The sequence below is a fragment of the Frankia sp. BMG5.23 genome (assembly GCF_000685765.2).
Taxonomy (GTDB): domain Bacteria; phylum Actinomycetota; class Actinomycetes; order Frankiales; family Frankiaceae; genus Frankia; species Frankia casuarinae.
The window spans coordinates 25,326-42,347 of record NZ_JDWE01000038.1 but is presented as its reverse complement, the minus strand read 5'-3'; the positions used below and the strand labels follow the sequence as shown (position 1 = coordinate 42,347).

11 protein-coding genes, 1 tRNA gene and 1 pseudogene are annotated in these 17,022 nt (G+C 69.1%); 7 read left to right on the top strand and 6 right to left on the bottom strand.

Annotation, left to right across the window (positions count from 1 at the left end):
• Nucleotides 1-349: 349 nt before the first annotated feature.
• A complete protein-coding gene (locus BMG523DRAFT_RS16015; protein WP_043591481.1) occupies nt 350-1,801 on the bottom strand; it encodes a recombinase family protein in 1,452 nt (483 codons plus the stop codon).
• 66 nt (nt 1,802-1,867) lie between these two features.
• Between BMG523DRAFT_RS16015 and BMG523DRAFT_RS16010 the strand changes: the two are divergent.
• Nucleotides 1,868-2,359 (top strand): annotated as a pseudogene (locus BMG523DRAFT_RS16010) (SAM-dependent methyltransferase); the annotation flags it as partial.
• A 193-nt stretch (nt 2,360-2,552) separates the two neighbouring features.
• Here BMG523DRAFT_RS16010 and BMG523DRAFT_RS16005 read toward each other — a convergent pair.
• Both BMG523DRAFT_RS16005 and BMG523DRAFT_RS16000 read right to left on the bottom strand, forming a co-directional pair.
• Nucleotides 2,553-3,101, bottom strand: coding sequence for a flavodoxin family protein (locus BMG523DRAFT_RS16005; protein ID WP_011436054.1), 549 nt, complete (start codon nt 3,099-3,101; stop codon nt 2,553-2,555).
• A 541-nt stretch (nt 3,102-3,642) separates the two neighbouring features.
• Nucleotides 3,643-4,188, bottom strand: coding sequence for a hypothetical protein (locus BMG523DRAFT_RS16000; protein WP_011436055.1), 546 nt, complete (start codon nt 4,186-4,188; stop codon nt 3,643-3,645).
• 168 nt (nt 4,189-4,356) lie between these two features.
• On the opposite strand from BMG523DRAFT_RS16000, the gene BMG523DRAFT_RS15995 reads away from it, so the two are divergent.
• A complete protein-coding gene (locus BMG523DRAFT_RS15995; protein ID WP_011436056.1) occupies nt 4,357-5,139 on the top strand; it encodes a DUF899 domain-containing protein in 783 nt (260 codons plus the stop codon).
• A gap of 453 nt (nt 5,140-5,592) precedes the next feature.
• On the opposite strand, the gene BMG523DRAFT_RS15990 is transcribed toward BMG523DRAFT_RS15995, so the two are convergent.
• Nucleotides 5,593-5,668: transfer RNA gene (locus BMG523DRAFT_RS15990), tRNA-Leu, on the bottom strand.
• Nucleotides 5,669-5,914: 246 nt separating this feature from the next.
• Between BMG523DRAFT_RS15990 and BMG523DRAFT_RS15985 the strand changes: the two genes are divergently transcribed.
• The 5 genes from BMG523DRAFT_RS15985 to BMG523DRAFT_RS15965 all read left to right on the top strand — a co-directional run bounded on the left by BMG523DRAFT_RS15985 (nt 5,915) and on the right by BMG523DRAFT_RS15965 (nt 14,992).
• Nucleotides 5,915-6,514 carry an ANTAR domain-containing response regulator gene (locus BMG523DRAFT_RS15985; protein WP_011436057.1) on the top strand — a complete coding sequence of 200 codons (600 nt, stop codon included), beginning with the start codon at nt 5,915-5,917 and terminating at the stop codon, nt 6,512-6,514.
• Nucleotides 6,515-6,662: 148 nt separating this feature from the next.
• Complete coding sequence (locus tag BMG523DRAFT_RS15980) at nt 6,663-8,222, top strand: branched-chain amino acid ABC transporter substrate-binding protein (RefSeq protein ID WP_235186897.1); 1,560 nt, start codon at nt 6,663-6,665, stop codon at nt 8,220-8,222.
• A gap of 389 nt (nt 8,223-8,611) precedes the next feature.
• Nucleotides 8,612-9,739: a branched-chain amino acid ABC transporter substrate-binding protein gene (locus BMG523DRAFT_RS15975; RefSeq protein WP_235463182.1), complete on the top strand. Its 1,128-nt coding sequence runs from the start codon at nt 8,612-8,614 to the stop codon at nt 9,737-9,739.
• Nucleotides 9,740-9,942: 203 nt separating this feature from the next.
• Nucleotides 9,943-12,663, top strand: a complete 2,721-nt coding sequence (polA, locus tag BMG523DRAFT_RS15970; protein WP_023841700.1) for a DNA polymerase I — start codon at nt 9,943-9,945, stop codon at nt 12,661-12,663.
• A 376-nt stretch (nt 12,664-13,039) separates the two neighbouring features.
• Nucleotides 13,040-14,992, top strand: a complete 1,953-nt coding sequence (locus BMG523DRAFT_RS15965) for a bifunctional diguanylate cyclase/phosphodiesterase (protein WP_023841699.1) — start codon at nt 13,040-13,042, stop codon at nt 14,990-14,992.
• Between the two features lie 9 nt (nt 14,993-15,001).
• Here BMG523DRAFT_RS15965 and BMG523DRAFT_RS15960 read toward each other — a convergent pair whose 3' ends face one another.
• Nucleotides 15,002-16,111 (bottom strand): M4 family metallopeptidase, encoded by a 1,110-nt coding sequence (locus BMG523DRAFT_RS15960; protein WP_043591475.1) that lies wholly within the window; start codon nt 16,109-16,111, stop codon nt 15,002-15,004.
• A gap of 162 nt (nt 16,112-16,273) precedes the next feature.
• On the bottom strand, nt 16,274-16,945 hold the full coding sequence (locus tag BMG523DRAFT_RS15955) for a hypothetical protein (RefSeq protein ID WP_011436063.1): 672 nt from the start codon (nt 16,943-16,945) through the stop codon (nt 16,274-16,276).
• Between the last annotated feature and the right edge of the window lie 77 nt (nt 16,946-17,022).

The following is a 17,022-nucleotide window of genomic DNA, read 5'->3' as shown; positions in this document are numbered from 1 at the left end:
GGGCCACCACGGCACGCCTGCCCACCCTCGTCGCCCCGCCCGCCGGTACGCACCGGTCCCGGCCGACGAGGGCCACCACGGCACGCCTGCCCACCGGAAAGAAGACTCGCAGTGTCCCCCGATCCGGACGCTAGCGACACACCATTGCCACGGTCACCCAACCACAATCCGGCGGATGAAATCCGGGAGGCTCACAGCGTTCGCGCTGCGCTCCCGCGAGGTGAGATCGTCGTCATTCTCTCGGCGCGGGAGTTCAGCCTCCCTACCGTGCTCAAACACTTAAAGGCGGGAAGGACAGTTCTTGTCCTTCCCGCCCAAAGCAAGCCGCCTAGCGGCGCATAGGAGAGGTTCAACTCCCGATCCGCGCACCGCTTTCCCAGCGGAAGCACAGCCCATTACCAAGGTCAACTATTCCGTCCGTGCCGCTAGCGTCCGTGAAGCCGGCACCAATCGTGAGTCCCCACTCCCCACCATGCTGGGTAAGTGCCAGCCCCCACGAGTCCTTAATGGCGCGGACCATACCCCGCTTTACGTCGGTGTCGGCGGTCGCCCACATGTGGGCGACCGTCTGCCCGGTCTCCGCGTAGTCGTACACGTCCGGAACAATCTCAAACGTGTCTATGACCGCCCGTAGAGCCTTTCGATCGGCGACCAACTCCTCTAGTTTGTCGTCATCTTCCTCGACAGCTATACGGCTTTTGATCTTGACGTACTCTGCTCGCATCTCGTCAAGCTCGTGAGCGTTGCCGGCCACCCGCTGGAATGCGAGTATGGGGGTCGCGTCGGCGGACAACATCGAATCGATGACGTCGATCACACTGGACGCGTCGCAACCTTTGAAGACCCCGCACGCTTTCCGCTGCTTGGCGGTCCCACCACAGCGCAGCTTCGGAGTACGCGGGTTTCCGGCCGGTGTGTACCCGGCGTTGACATGCAGCCGTTCGCCACACGACGGGCAGGCCAGCACGCCGGACAGCCAATTGACGGGCCGGGCCACCGGGCGCCCACCCTTATTGCCCCTAGCGTCCGTCAGGTTCGCGGAAAGGACGTTGTTCGCGCGCCACCACAACGGCGAGTCGACCACCGGGGTAACCGCATGCGCCCACGTCTCGGACACACCCTCATACGTATACCGGCACTCCACCACCCCGGTATGATTCGCAGCGAAACGCACAAGATTCTTAATCGACTGCGGGTACACGTCGTAAGCACGGGCAATGGACTGCAACGACTCACGACCGGCGACACGCTCGAAAATGTCCCGCACCGACGTCGCGTCGGTGCAGTACGCCTGCTTCCCGTAACGCTCTCCTCGCGTCGCCCACAGCATCGGCAGCGGCCCGTGATGCGCACCATTCGCGATGATCATAGAGATGCCGCGATATGTGGTCTGCTTGACCGTCTTGGACTTCTCCGCATTCGCGTGCTGAGCCACGAGGGTAACAATACGACCGGCGAAATCCGTCCGGCCGAACTGCGGTTCGGCAACCGAGATGATGTCACCACCCGCCGCCCGAATACCGAGCAGGATCTCCGCCTGCGCGTCAAGATCGTCACGGCGGTCAAGTCGCGACGACTCGGTAACCATGAGAGTCGTGTACGCCCGACGCTGAATATCAGCGATCGCCTCACGCAAAGCCGGTTCCTGAGCGCCACCACTAGCGGAGTACCCGTGAAGCTTAAACCACTTGACGATCGTAATCCCGCGTACAGCGGATTCCTCGGTAAGAATCTTAATCTGCGAAATCTCGTCCTGACTACCGGTGGACACCCTCACGAACCCTGCGCCTAGCTCGCCCACTGCCCCATCCTCGCTGTCGGTGCGGATCACGGCCCCTTGCACCGTGCACACTACCCGACACCATGCGACCCGATCGTGCTCACCCACGCCCGCGCGTTGCTGACCAGCACCCCGCAGGGGCGCACCGCCTACCTCGACGCCGACCTGCGCGACCCTGACGGGATCCGCGCTGCCCCGCAGCTGCACAGCACTCTTGACCTCACTCGGCCGATCGCCCTGTCCGTCGTCGCGATCTTCCATTTCATCCCCGACGCGGATGATCCCTACGGGATCGTGCGTCGGCTCCTCGACGCGTTGCCGTCGGGGAGCTATCTTGTCCTCACCCACGGCACCGGAGATTATGATCCGGACGCGGAACGGGCGGCGGAAGCCTACCGGCAGAAGGGGATGTCGGTGCAGCCCCGCAGCCGATCCGAAGTCGAACGTTTCTTCGACGGGTTGGAGCTGGTCGACCCCGGGGTTCAGGTCGTTCACCGCTGGCGGGCCGACGGCAGCGCCGTCGAGGAGCTGACCGACGCGCGGGTCAGCATCTACGGCGGTGTTGCCCGCAAGCCGTAGCACACCATCCGGGCCAGGGCAGGTCTGAACCCGTCAGGCCGCGCAACATCCAGATATCCAGACGTGCCTACCCATAACAAGATCTACAAGATGCCTGAATGCTTACGCGCAACGCCCGGGCGGGCCGAGGGCTGTACGCCGGTGACCGCGAACCGCTCGACCACTACCGCTCGCCGTTGATCCATGGCTCCGGTCAGACCGGAAACTCGGTCCTCGCCGGCTCTGTGGCCACGTGCGACAGGTGTTCGCCCCACCGGCGCGCGCGGTCGATCTCCCCTGGTGCGAGTGCGTTGTCCTTCGTCACGAAGAAGCTCTCCGGCGGGCAAACCTGTCGCGCTCCGTGCCGGCGCAGCAGCCGGTGAATGCGCTTTGACGCCCGGCCAGTCAAGATCGAGGGCCCGTGTGCGCGCGTATCGAACGCTGCCGCATACCCCTCGATCACGCCGCAGCGGGCGAACCATTCCCGCAGTCCGGGGCCTTCTGCGCCGGGCTCGAGCGCCACACCGCTCGGTGGCTTCCGAGCGATCTCGCCGGCCGACGTACGGCTGGCCGGACGGCTCATGCCGTGCACATGCGTGGGACCGCCCACGACGACGACGTCGGCACCGCTGATCACCTCAGGATTTGCGTCACGCACCGGGATGACGACTACCTCATGGAGCGGGCCGATGCCATCCGCAATCGCCTGGCCAATCTGCCTCGTGTTCCCGAACATCGACTCGTACACAACAACAACCCGCATGGCGAAATGCCTCCTCGGATTCACTTACGGCGATGACCCGCAAACGCCGCCGCCTCGGGATCCGACGTTGCCGCTGCCTCGGGATCCGACGTTGCCGCTGCCTCGGGAGCCGACGTTGCCGCCGCGTCGCGGGAGGCAGCATCCGCATAGTTCCCTTCGTCTCCTCTTCGCCGTGACCGGCCAAGATCCGGCCCGGGCCTCCACGCCTTGTGCTCCTCAGTGGTCCCCAGCGGGGGCAGCATCCACCGGTGCGAAGGTCCCGGCCAAGCAGAGCACTGATGCCCGGTGGCCTCGCCCAACCGGTCATAGCGCGGCGGTGGGACTGAGCAGGATCGCGGACATCCTTCACGGTCCGCGTCGATGCCCATACAGTGAGCGCCTGATCAAACGTGTGCCCGGCTGGAGCGATTCCGCCTACGGCTACGCAGATCGTCCTGTTCCGCGCGCACCCACCACGCCGTCACGGCCGTCCGCCCGTGCCCGAGGAGTGAGAGGAGCAGAAGGCACGCCGCAGCGACCGGTTAACTGTCCCGGTCCCTGATCAGTCGTTGCCGCCTGTCGTGCGGCGGGTGCTGAGCAGGCGCTCTTCCAGCCAGGCCCATCCTTCGGGGCGACGGTGCCAGCGGTGCCAGTCCCACAGCACCCCGTGCACCCGCGGGCCCTGTTTGATGACCGCCAGCACCGCGACGCGGGTGCCTTCGGAGACAACCATCTCGGGGAACTCGCGAACCGCGCCGTCGGCGGTCCGGAACGATATGCCGCCGCTGCCGAACGGACCGGCGACCATGTCAGCCAGCTCCCCGACCGCTCCTTCGACGCGCGGGATCTCGACGGTCGCCGCCCCTCGATGGGGAACGTCACCGATCGCGACTAGTTCCCCCGTGTCGTGGAACCATTCCAGGTGCGCGACCCTCGACGCGAGGGCAGCAGCGACCGGGTCGGGCACCTGCCAGTTACCGAAATTGGTGATGAAACTGGTCGGGCGCCGCTCGTCGGCAGCGAGGAAGTCGTTGATCCCCCAGATCTCGACGTCCGCGCCTGCGACGGGCAGATGGGAAAGTGGTCCCCCGCCGGTATTCGCGGTCACCCTGCCTCCTCACGGCGCCGTTGCTCGATCCTCAGTTTGCCAGTTGCCAAAGCACGTTCCGCGCCGCCCCCTGCCGCGATGCGTTCCGGCCGGGTCGCGAGTCTGTTCTGGCGACCGTCGTAGGACGTCGTAGGACGCCGCCCGGCACGAGACACCACGGAGGAGACCATGACGACCACACCGGACGGCCCGGCCACAGCGCTGCCTGGCCGCCCGCCCGTCGTTGACCTGACTGCCTGGCAGACCGCCCGTGACGAGCTTCTGGTCCGCGAGAAGGCCCACACCCGCGAGGGCGACGCCCTCGCCGCGGCCCGCCGCCGGCTGCCGATGGTGGAGCTCGACGGGACGGTCGAGGTCGTCGGGCCCGACGGCCCGGTCCCGTTCCTGGACTTGTTCCAGGGCCGCGACGAGCTAGTGGTCTACAAGCACATGTGGTATGACGGCGCGCCGCACCAGGGGCAGTGCGAGGGCTGCACCACTACGGCCTGGCACCTGAAGGACGCCGTCTACCTCAACGCCCGCGGCGTCTCGTTCGCCATCCTGACCACGGGCCGTTGGGACGAGGTGGCCTCCTACGTTGAGTTCATGGGCTACACCCAGCCCTGGTACTCGGTGCGCGACGTGGACGGGCCGGTCGGCGGCAGCATGGGTTACATCACCTGCTTCCTGCGCGACGGCGACCGCGTGTTCCTCACCTACTCCACGACGGGCCGTGGCAACGAGCCGGTCAACGGGTCCCTCGGCCTGCTCGACATGACGCCCTACGGCCGCGGCGAGGCATGGGAGGACAACCCCGAGGCCTGGCCCGAGGGGCGCAGCTCGTGCTGGTTCTGGCGCTCGGACGCGGACGGGAACGCCACCTGGGGCCCGACCAGCCGCCCCGTGCCGCAGTGGACCCGCCCCGGCGCGACCCCCGTGGAGACCCTCGGTCGGCACGGCCACCACCACTGACGCGCCTTCGTCGACGGTGTCGGCAGGAAGCGCCCGTTGAGCGTTTCTATGCTGGCGTGCGTCTTAACGAGGATGAACAGGAGAAAATCCGCGCGGGGCTGCGGACGGAGCTTGACACTCGTCGGCGGGTGCGGCGAGCTGTACCAGCTGTCCGGACCGCAGGTGCAGCGCATGAGTAACCAGGCTTTCTTCACGAAGCTCTTGGCAGAGGTCGAAGAGGACGAGGCGGTCGTAACCGGCGTACGCCTCCGCGAGCCCTACGCCACGCTGACAGGAGAGGCGTTTCGGCGGGCGGTGGCCGGGGGTGGTGGCCGCGCCGGGCATGAGCCGGGCTGGGACAGTGACAAGCCCGGTCTGGCCGCGGACACAAGCCTCGGCCACGATCTGGACCCTGTTGGGGATCTTGGTCGTGGCCAAGGCTTGACCGTGACCAAGGTTCGAAAACGATCTATCTGGTACCCCGGGTGGGATTCGAACCCACACTGTCGGTGGTTTGAGCACCGTCTCTCTGCCGTTGGAGTACCGGGGCCGGCGGGTGGAGCGTGTTGGATCAGACGGAACAGGGGCGAGTTGGCGCAAGTGGAACGGGCGGAGGAACCGGGCGGGACGAGGGCGAGGAGATCGCCGTCGAACCTGGCCGGAACCGCTCCTTGAAGACTCTATCCGGGTAGGGTGCGTTTCGACCTCCCGCCCTCCGTGTCCGGGGCGGGACGGCCCCCCGATCGTCCGTCCTGCCACACTAGGGACGCACCTCCGAGACCAGGAGTCCGACTCGATGAGCCACCCCTCCTCGAACCCGCGCCGGGTTCTGATCGCCGAGGACGAAGCGCTGATCCGGCTCGACCTCAGGGAGATGCTCCAGGAGGAGGGCTATGAGGTGGTCGGGGAGGCGGGCGACGGCGAGATGGCCGTCAACCTCGCCGGCAAGCTCCGCCCCGACCTGTGCATCCTCGATGTGAAGATGCCGAGGATGGACGGCATCGAGGCCGGTGCGAAGATCGCCAAGGACCGTATCGCTCCCGTCGTCATCCTCACCGCCTTCAGCCAGCGGGAGCTGGTGGAACGTGCCCGTGAGGCCGGCGCCATGGCCTACGTGGTCAAGCCGTTCCAGAAGAAGGACCTGCTGCCCACGATCGAGATGGCGATGAGCCGCTTCACCGAGATCGTGAGCCTTGAGGCCGAGGTGGAGGACCTGCAGGGGCGCCTGGAGGCCAGGAAGATCATCGAGCGGGCCAAGGGCGTGCTGCAGACCGAGCACGGCATGACCGAGCCGGATGCCTTCCGCTGGATCCAGCGCACCTCGATGAACCAGCGCCGGACGATGCGGGCGGTCGCCGAGGCCGTGCTGTCGGGTGAGGCGTTGCCGGGCTCGTGACCTCCGTGTCCGTGACCTTCGCGTCCGTGACCTTCGTGTCCGTGATCCCGGAGGCCGGGTGAGCGATTCGTCGCGGACGTCTCTCGCGTCGATGACCGGTTCGATCGGGCGGTGGACCCGGGCCAGATCGCGCACCGGTCGCGGACGCGTGGCGCTTGCGGCTCTCGCCGTCCTGGTCCTCGCGGTGCCCTCGGTCCTGGGGCTCACGCTGGCCGCCAGCCTCGGCGCAGGCGATGACGCCGGTGGCGGCGCTGGCGCCAGAGCCGCCACCGGCGTCACCCGGGTCGCCACCCTCGGTGTGATGGCGCCGCTGTCCGGGGATCTCTCCACGGACGGGGTGAGCGCGCGCAACGCCGTCGCGCTCGCGGTCGACGAGGCCAACAAGTCCGGGGCCGTCCCGGGCTGGCGCATCGAGCTGTCCGCCCACGACGACCTGTCCCGTCCGGACGGGGGAGCGCAGGCCGTGGACGCCTTCGTGGCGAACAATCATGTCATCGGCGTGGTCGGGCCGCTGAGCTCACTCGTAGCGAAGGTGTCCCTGCCCACGCTGAGCGCCGCTGGCATCCCCGTCGTCTCCCCGTCGAACGCGGACCCGACGCTGACCGACTCCGGTTCCCGGCCGCGCACCCGGCCCTTCCCGTCCTACTTCCGCCTGGCCGGAACGGACGAGCGCCAGGCCCGGGTCGCAGCCGAGTACGCGGTCAGGACGCTCGGCCGCAGGCGTATCGTCGTCGTTGACGGCGAACCGAGATACGGCACGACCCTGGGCGCCCGCTTCGCGGCGCGCGCCGCCGCTCTCGGCGCGTCGGTGACATCGGTGTACCAGGTCCGGGGGGACGAAGCGGACGGATCCGAGATCGCCGACACCGCGCGGGCGATCGAGGAGGACGCCCCCGATCTGGTCTACGTCTCGACGGGTGCGGCCTTCGCCGGGAAACTGCGGGCCCGGCTCGCCGACGCGGGGACGTCGATCCAGGTAGTGGGTTCGGACGCGTTGCTCCAGCCCCGCTACACCGACGAGGCGAGGTCGGCAGCCGACGGCGATCTGATCATCGGTCCGCTGGTCCCGCCGACCCGGCTGCCGTCCTCGGGTGCCTTCGTCGCGGACTACTCCGACCGTTTCGGGGGACCGGCGGATGACGAGGGCAGTACCCGTCCCGGGGCCTCGGGCGGCGTGGAATCGCCTGGCGCGAGTGGGCGGTCGAGTGGGACTCTGGGCCCGCGGGGCCAGGAGGACCCTGCGGACCTGCGGAGCCAGGAGGATCCAGCGGAGACCGCCTCGCCCGGCCGGGGCGCCACCACCACCCCGAGGGTGGTCCACGGCACCTCGGCACCGGTATCGGCACCGGGGCCGGGCCTGGAGGAGGGGCCCCACGGGCCCCCGGCCGCCGGTACCCGCGGTACGTCCGGGGTGAACGACCCCGCCGCGGAGCTGGAGCTGCGGCGGGCCGAGGCCATCCCCGCGGTCGCGGCCTATGCGTACGACGCCGCCAGGGCGATCATCCGCGCAGCGGCCACGGTGCTGCCGGGCCGGACGACCGTGGACGCGGCCACCAGACACGACCTCGTGACGGCGATCGGAAGCGGCTCGTTCGCGGGGATCACCGGCTCCGTCGCCTTCGACCGCTGGGGGGACACCCGATCGCCCACGGTCGTGCTCTACACGGTACTCGGCGGCAGATTCGTCCCGTTGAAGACGGAGAACTGACCGACCGGCGGTGACGTGTCGGCGGCTGCCGTAATGGCTGCGGCGGCTGCGGCAACCGACATCCTCCGACCGGGCCGTTGCGGGTTCTGCCGGGTCGTTCGCTTCTCCGATCGGGTCGTTTGCTTTCGGACTCACCGGCGAAACCCCCTTCAAGTTACGACACGCTCACGTTGCGCTTCCCTTCCACTCCTCCGAAGGTTACGTTTTCGTCACTATCCGCTGTCGATCGGTTGCCGATGATGCGGTGGCGGACCGGGTCCTGACGCCGAGGGTGTCGGTAGCGGCAGCGATGTGCTGTGGGAGGGCGTGTCATGACGGGTCCTGGACGGCGAGGGGGCGTGCCCCGACCGAGCGTGACGCGGTGGGGGGCCCTCGGATCCGTGGGTGTGCTGACAGCCGCGGCCGTCCTTGCCGGCTGCGGCGGTGGTTCGTCCGGTGACGACGGGAAAAAGGAATACGCCATCGGTTTTCAGGGGCCGCTCTCCGGCGACAACCAGCAGCTCGGCATCAACGCCTACGACGGGGTGCTGACCGCTGTCGAGCTAGCGAACCGGCGCAAGGATCTGCCGTTCAGGCTGCGCCTGGTCGCCTCGGACGATCAGGGTATGGCCGAGCAGGGGCCCACCGCCGCGCAGAAACTGATCGACAATCCGGAGGTCATCGGCGTCGTCGGCCCCGTCTTCTCCGGACCGACGAAGTCGAGTGAGCCGCTCTACAGCGGGGCCGGGCTGCTGTCGGTCAGCCCGTCGGCCACCAATCCGGCGCTCACCGATCTCGGGTTCACCAGCTTCTACCGGGTCATCGCACCGGACACCGTGCAGGGATCCGCCGCCGCGGAATACCTTGCCAAGGTCGTGAAGGCGGACAAGGTCTACTCTCTCGACGACCGGAGCGAATACGGCACCGGCTTGTCCGGAGCGCTCGAGAAGGCCCTGACCGGCCGTGGCATCCGCGTGATCCACGACGGCATCAATCCGACGAAGGACTACACGTCCCAGGCCACGAAGATCCTCGCCGAGAATCCGGACGCCGTGTACTATTCTGGCTACTATGCGGAACTCGCGTTGCTGACCAGGGCGCTGCGCAGCAAGGGGTACACCGGGAAGGTCGTCAGCGGCGACGGCGCGAACGACGACCAACTCATCCACCAGGCCGGTGCCGGCAACGCCGAGGGAACGCTGCTGACCTGCCCCTGCGGTGACCCGAACAGCGATCCCGCGGCGGCGGGGTTCGTCGCCGACTACAAGACGATCAACGCCGACGCGCGGCCTGGAACCTATTCCGGCGAGGCTTATGACGCCACGAACGCCGTCATCGAGGTGCTGCGCCGGCTCGGTAGCGGCGCGACGCGGGAGGCCGTGCTCGCCCGGTTCGGCTCGGTCGACATTCCTGGCGTCACCAAGCGCATCAGATTCCGGAAGAATGGTGAGGTCGAGGGCTCGACGGTCTACGTGTACGAGGTCCGGGCCGGGAAACGGGCCGTGCTCGGCCCGGTCAGCTCCCTCGTCAGACCGTAACCGGCGGACCTGCCCGGCCGGCGGAGCGACGTGGTCGACGCATCGGTCCGCCCGCTCGCGGCGAAACTGTCCGACCCACGGCCTAAACTCGCCGCGTGTCCGTCACCACTTCGTCCCCCACCTCGTCTCCGTCCGGGAGCCGCTCGGCAGCGTCCGCCACTGGGGCCACTGGGGCCACTGCGGCCACTGCGGCCGGCCCGGCCGTGTCCTCGCCGAGTCCCGCGCCATCGAGCCCCGCGAAGTCGACCCCGGCAACGCCCCGGTTGTTGCTGCTTGATGGGCACTCGCTGGCCTACCGTGCCTTCTACGCGCTGCCGGTGGAGAACTTCTCCACCACCACGGGCCAGCCGACGAACGCGGTGTACGGATTCACCTCCATGCTCATCAACGTCCTGCGCGACGAGCGGCCGACCCATGTCGCCGTGGCGTGGGACCTGCCGACCCCGACCTTCCGGCACACCCAGTACGCCGAGTACAAGGCCGGTCGGGGCGAGACCCCGGCCGACTTCGTCGGCCAGGTCAGCCTCATCCACCAGGTGTGCGACGCCCTCGCGGTGCCGGGGGTCAGCGCGCCGGGATACGAGGCCGACGACGTGATCGCCACGCTCGCGACCCTGGGCGCGGCCGAGGGGATGGACGTGCTGGTCGTCACGGGTGACCGTGACGCGCTGCAGCTGGTCGACGAGCGGGTGACGGTGCTGATGACCCGCAAGGGCATCAGTGACATGGTCCGCTTCACCCCCGACGAGGTGCAGGCGAAGTACGGCCTGTCCCCAGTGCAGTACCCGGACTTCGCGGCCCTGCGCGGGGATCCCTCCGACAACCTGCCGTCGGTGCCGGGGGTGGGGGAGAAGACCGCCACCAAGTGGATCCAGCAGTTCGGCTCGCTGGCCGAACTGGTCGACCATGCCGACGAGATCGGCGGGAAGACCGGGGCGTCGCTGCGCGCCCACCTGTCCGAGGTCATCCGCAACCGTTCCCTGACGGAGCTGTCCCGTGACGTGCCGCTCGACGTCGTCCCCGCCGGCCTGCGGATGCGGCCCTGGGACCGGGAGGCCGTCCACCAGCTGTTCGACACGCTGCAATTCCGGGTGCTGCGGGAGCGGCTCTACGCGGCCCTCGCGATCGCGCCGCCTCCCGCCGACGAGGGGTTCGAGATCGAGCTGACCGTGCTCGGGCCGGGCGAGGTGGCCCGGTGGCTCGCCGAGCACGCCCACAGGGTCGGCCGTACCGGCCTGCACGCCCGGGGCACCTGGGGGCGCGGCACCGGTGTGCTCGCCGGTCTCGCGCTGGCCGCGGCCGGCGGTGCCGCGGCCTGGATCGACCCGACGCTGCTCACCCCCGCGGACGTGGCGGCGCTGGGCGCCTGGCTCGCCGATCCGAACCAGCCGAAGGCCGCCCACGACGTGAAGGGGCCGATGCTGGCCCTGACCGAGCTTGACCTGCCGCTCGCCGGCGTCACCAGCGACACCGCGCTCGCGGCCTATCTGGCTCTGCCCGGCCAGCGGTCCTTCGACCTGGCCGATCTCGTCGCCCGGTACCTGCATCGCGACCTGTCCGCCGACCCCGTCCCGGGCGGCCAGCAGCTGACCCTCGACGGCTCCGGCGAGGCCGACCAGGCGCACGCGGACGCCGTGCGGGCCCGGGCCTGCCTCGAGCTCGCCGACGCCCTCGACGCGGACCTCGAACGCCGCTCCGCCGCCACCCTGCTGCGGGACATCGAACTCCCGCTGGTCACGGTCCTGGCCGGCATGGAGCGGGCCGGCATCGCCGTGGACTCCGAGCACCTGACCGAGCTGCAGAAGCACTACGGCGGCGAGGTCAGCGCGGTCGCCGCGCAGGCCCACGAGATCGTCGGCCGGCCGTTCAACCTGGGCTCCCCCAAGCAGCTGCAGCAGATCCTCTTCGACGAGCTGGGCCTGCCCAAGACCAAGAAGATCAAGACCGGTTACACCACGGACGCCGACGCCCTCGCCTGGCTGGCGGTCCAGTCCGACCATCCGCTCCTGCCGGTGCTGCTGCGGCACCGCGACGTGGCCCGCCTCAAGACGGTCGTCGACTCGCTGATCCCCATGATCGACGATATTGGGCGCATCCACACCACGTTCAACCAGACGATCGCCGCGACCGGCCGGCTTTCCTCCGCGGACCCGAACCTGCAGAACATCCCGATCCGGACGGCCGAGGGGCGCCAGATCCGCCGGGCCTTCGTCGTCGGCGCGGGCTACGAGACGCTGCTGACGGCGGACTACTCGCAGATCGAGATGCGGATCATGGCTCATCTTTCGGGTGACGAGGGCCTCATCGAGGCGTTCGGCTCCGGCGAGGACCTGCACACCTTCGTGGCCGCCGAGGCGTTCGGCCTGCCGGTCTCCGAGGTCGACCCGGAGCTGCGCCGGCGGATCAAGGCGATGTCGTACGGCCTGGCCTACGGGTTGTCCGCGTTCGGCCTCGCCGGGCAGCTCGGCATCGCGCCGGACGAGGCCCGGGAGCACATGGACGCCTACTTCGCCCGGTTCGGCGGGGTCCGCGACTTCCTGCGTGGGGTCGTGGAACGGGCCCGCAAGGACGGCTACACCGAGACGATCCTCGGCCGCCGTCGCTACCTGCCCGATCTGACCAGCGACAACTCCCAGCGGCGGCAGATGGCCGAGCGGATGGCGTTGAACGCGCCGATCCAGGGTTCCGCCGCGGACATCATCAAGATTGCGATGTTGGGGGTCGACCGGGCGCTGTGTGCCGGGGGGTACGCCTCCCGGCTGCTGCTCCAGGTGCACGACGAACTCGTCCTCGAGATCGCGCCCGGCGAGCACGATGCGGTCGAGCGGCTGGTCCGGGCCGAGATGACCTCCGCGTACACCATGTCGGTGCCGCTCGACGTGAGCGTCGGCGCCGGCTGCACCTGGGACGACGCGGCGCACTGAGTGTTCCTGTTACTGAGTGTTCCTGTTACCGAGCGTTCCTGTACCCGGATGTCATTTTTGTGCCGAATTACTCCGCTGGCTTCCCGGATTTTCCGTCGTCTCCGGTATCAGTCGAGGAATTGTACCGAACCGTGAAATTGCATCGGTGCCGGGAAGCTGCTGGCTATGATGTCGGTCACGCCGGATCGACGGCTATGTTGGAAGGAAGCCTGACCCGGCCCTGTCGCCGTCGTGCACCGTGATCTCTCGGATGCGGGGTCGTTGCGACACCCGGAGCGACGTCCCGTTCGGTGCGGTTCGTCCCTGTTCGGTCCGCCTGATCCGCTCGGTCCGTTCGGTCGGGCTCATCGCGGGTCAGTGCGGGAGGAAGCGGTTTTTGATCAGCGGGCGTACGTTCGCCGGCCGTCGGCGTTTTCTCGTGGTCACCCCTGCGATCGCGGCGGTGCTCTTCCTGCTCGCCGGGTGCATTCCGGGCTCCCCGGGTTATCTGCGCTGGGGAAACTGGCTGGGTCTGGTGGTCGCGGTCGGTAACGCCGTCGTCGGGCTGGTGGCCAACCCGAGAGGGCGCTGGATTCCGCCCGTCGCCGTCGCCTCGCTCGCCGCCGCGCTCGCCTTCGCGCTGGCGAGCGCGGCGCCCGGCCGGAACGCGGACACATACCTGACCTGGTTCCCGGTGCTGTGCGCCTATGCCGCCCTGGTCCCCGTCGGCTGGGCCGTCGCCGGCACCGCGGCCGTCTGCGCTGCCGTCGTCGCCGGCGTCACCGCCCACGGCGGACTGGCCGAGGCCGCCGCGCCCATGTTCTCCACCATCGCCGCCGTCATGCTCGTGGGCGCGGTGGCGAAGGCCCTGTTCCGTGAGGGCCTGCTGCAGAACCGTTCCGATCCCCTCACCCGCCTGGCCAACCGGGGCGGGACGATGGAAATCGGGCAGTCCGCCGTTGCGAAGATCAATGCCGCGGGGAACGAGGCTGTCCTCGTCCTGGTGGACCTCAACCGGTTTCACGAGGTCAACGATGCGCTCGGTCACCTCGGCGGCGACCAGCTGCTGAGGATGATCGCTGAGACGTTGCCGACCCTGACCCCGAGGCCGGTGTTCGTCGGTCGGGCCGGCGGGGACGAGTTCGCGCTGGTGTTCCGCGGGCCCGAGATCATCCCGGCGCCGCCCGCTTCATCCGTCTCATCTGCCTCGCCCCCCTCATCCACCTCATCTGCTTCACCTGTCTCGCTCGGCCCGTCGGGCGCGCCGGCCGTCCGCGGCCCCCTGCCCGCGGCCATAGCCGCCGGGCGGCGGCGCACCCTGGGCCGGCGGGTCCTCCGCCAGATCCAGGGGCCCTTTCAGGTCTGCGGGGTCGACGTCGAGGTGGACGCCTCGGTGGGCATCGCGGTGGCCCCCCGCGACGGCGCGACCATGGCCACCCTGATGAGCTGCGCCGATGCGGCCCTGCTGCGGGCCAAGCGGGTCGGGGAGAGCGTGGGCCTGTGGGATGCCGGCATCGCCGGGGTGCGGCCCGAGGAGATCGCGTTGAACGCCCAGTTGCGCGCCGCGATCGGCCGCGACGAGCTCGTCCTGTACTACCAGCCGGTCCAGTCAGCTCGGACCGGTGGGATCGTCGGTGCCGAGGCGTTGCTGCGGTGGCGACATCCGAGCCGTGGGCTGCTCCCCCCCGGCGAGTTCCTGCCGATCGCCGAGCGGTCCCCCCTGATCGCGGACCTGACCCGGTGGGTTCTCGACGAGGCACTGCGGCAGTGTGCCGCCTGGGACGCGGGGGGCCTGCACCTGCCGGTGTCGGTCAATCTCTCCCCCCGGATGCTGGTGATCGACGATCTTCCCCGGGTGGTCTCGGACTCGATCGCCGCGCACCGGCTGGCCCCCGACGTCCTCACCCTGGAGATCACCGAGAGCGCCCTGGTCACCCAGCCCGCGCGTGCGGCGACGATGCTGGGTCAGTTGCGCTCCCACGGCGTGGCGCTCTCCCTCGACGACTTCGGCACCGGGTATAGCTCGATGGAGATCCTCAAGACGTTGCCGTTTGACGAGGTCAAGATCGACCGGGGGTTCGTCACGGACGTCCGGGGGAGCCTGCCCGACGCCGCGATCGTGCGTTCCGTGCTCGATCTGGGACATCGCCTGGGGCTGCGGGTCGTCGGTGAGGGCATCGAGGACGAACGGACCCTGACGATGATGGTCGACTTCGGCTGCGATCTGCTGCAGGGAGAGGCGATCTCGCCTCCGCTGCCGGCGGAGCGCGTCCGCGAGCTGCTGCGGACCCGGGCCGCGAAGGCGGGCAAGGTGGTCCCGGGCGGTGACGTTCGATGTCGCCGGGCGTGATGGTCCGAATTACCCGGCTGCGCTGACCTGCCCGGCTGCGCTGACCTGCCCGGATACGCGGACGACGATGCCGACGGCCTGCCACGCCTCGGAGACGGCCTTCCGCGCGTCCGCACCGAACAGCAGGCCGGCCTGGTGCACGGTCACCGAGGCGAATGCACGGAACGTCGTGTTCGGCCGGATCTGCGGTGCGCGCAGGGTCTCGTACCAGATGCGGCCGGCCTTCTCCCAGGCGTATCCGCCGAGAGCCGTCGCGGCGAGGTAGAACGCCTTGTTCGGGATGCCCGAGTTGATGTGGACGCCGCCGTTGTCGGCGGTCATCCGGACGTAGCGGTCCATGTGGTCCGGCTGGATGTCGTCGCCGAGTACCGGATCGTCGTAGGCGGTCCCGGGGGCCTTCATCGACCGCAGCGCGACGCCTTGGACGGCGTCTGTGAGCAGCTCGTCGCCGATCAGCCAGTCGGCCTGCTCGGCGGTCTGGCCGCGGACGTACTGCTTCACCAGGGAACCGAAGACGTCGCTGATCGACTCATTGAGCGCGCCGGACTGGTTCACATACATCAGCGCCGCCTCGTCCTCGGTGACGCCATGGGTCAGTTCATGACCGATGATGTCGAGCGACGCCGTGAAACGCTTGAACAGCTCGCCGTCGCCGTCGCCGAACACCATCTGGCGGCCGTTCCAGAAGGCGTTCTCGTAGTGGTCGCCGTAGTGCACGGTGGCGAGCAGAGCCATCCCCTCGTCATCGATGGAGCTCCGGCCTAGGACGTCGGAGTAGAACGCGAACGTCGAGCCCAGGCCGTCGTAGGCCTCGTTGACCGCCGCGTCGTCGATCGCGGCGCCACCCTCCTCGCGAACCATCGCACCCGGCAGGATCTCGGTGCCGCCCGCGTCGCTGACGGTACGCCGCGGGCCGGTCTCGGGCGCCGGGCGCGGTGGGACGGCACCGCGCCGCGTCGAGCGCATCAGGGCGTTGTGCACCCGGATGGTGCGATGAGAGGTGTCCTGGAGCAGGGTGGACAGGGCCCGGGAACGCTGCTCCTCGGTGCCGTTGCGGACAATGCGTTCGAGGATGTGGGGTGGGACCGCGCAGGGCAGGGCGTGGCGGGGGCAGGGCATCGTCGACTCCGTAGCGTGAGATGATCGCCGGTGGATTCCCGCGGGCGTCGACGGCCGCGGATGACCCCGGAGTCACCGACCTTGCTACCTGCGACACAGGATGTCCAGAGAGTGCCGGTCCACCGCCTTCTTCTGGCTAGCCGGAAACGTTCCGTTACCACCCTATCCGCGATGCCGGCCGGGCGACCAGCCGGACGATGGGCCGGGCGGGGAACCGGATGCAGTGCGGAGCCGACCCCGACGGCGCAGGAGCGTCCGCGCCCCCAGCTGGATGATCGCCAACGTGAGGCTGCCGAGGATCAGGAAGGTCATGTTCTCGTCGAGCCAGGTGACGACGCCGTGCATCCATGGCGTCACGGCACGCGCCGCCGTCAGGTAGAGGGCCGAGGACAGCAGGGAGCCGGGAACCAGGAAGCGCAGGAACCGGCGCAGCGGGACGTCGCCGGCGCCGAGCGCCGCGTCCACCGCCGCGTTGGTGTTCAGCAGGCAGAACCACAGCAGCGGGCGCTGGGTGCCGCGGCGGGACAGCGCCGCCACGACGCGGCCGGTGCTGATGCGCCGTAGGAGCACCGAGCGGATGTTGTTGCGGGCCAGACCGAAGTAGCCGACGTCGATCAGCCCGCGGAAAAACGCGGCGATCAGCAGGGCGGGAACGAACGGCACCGTGCCGCCGACCAGCAGCAGGATCGCCCACGTGGGTCGCAGCGCAACGAGCAGCAACGGTGCCGAACCGGCGAGCGCCGGTGCCAGCGCGAGGCCGAGGGCACCGAGACCGAGCAGCGTGCCGGTGAGCAGGGCCGGCCAGAGCCGGTGCGCGACCGGGGCAACCTCCATCCGCACAGTCTGCCAAGTACGCGAGCTGCCAAGTACGCGAGGGCGCAGCCGGGCGGACCGGCTGGGTGGCTGGCTCC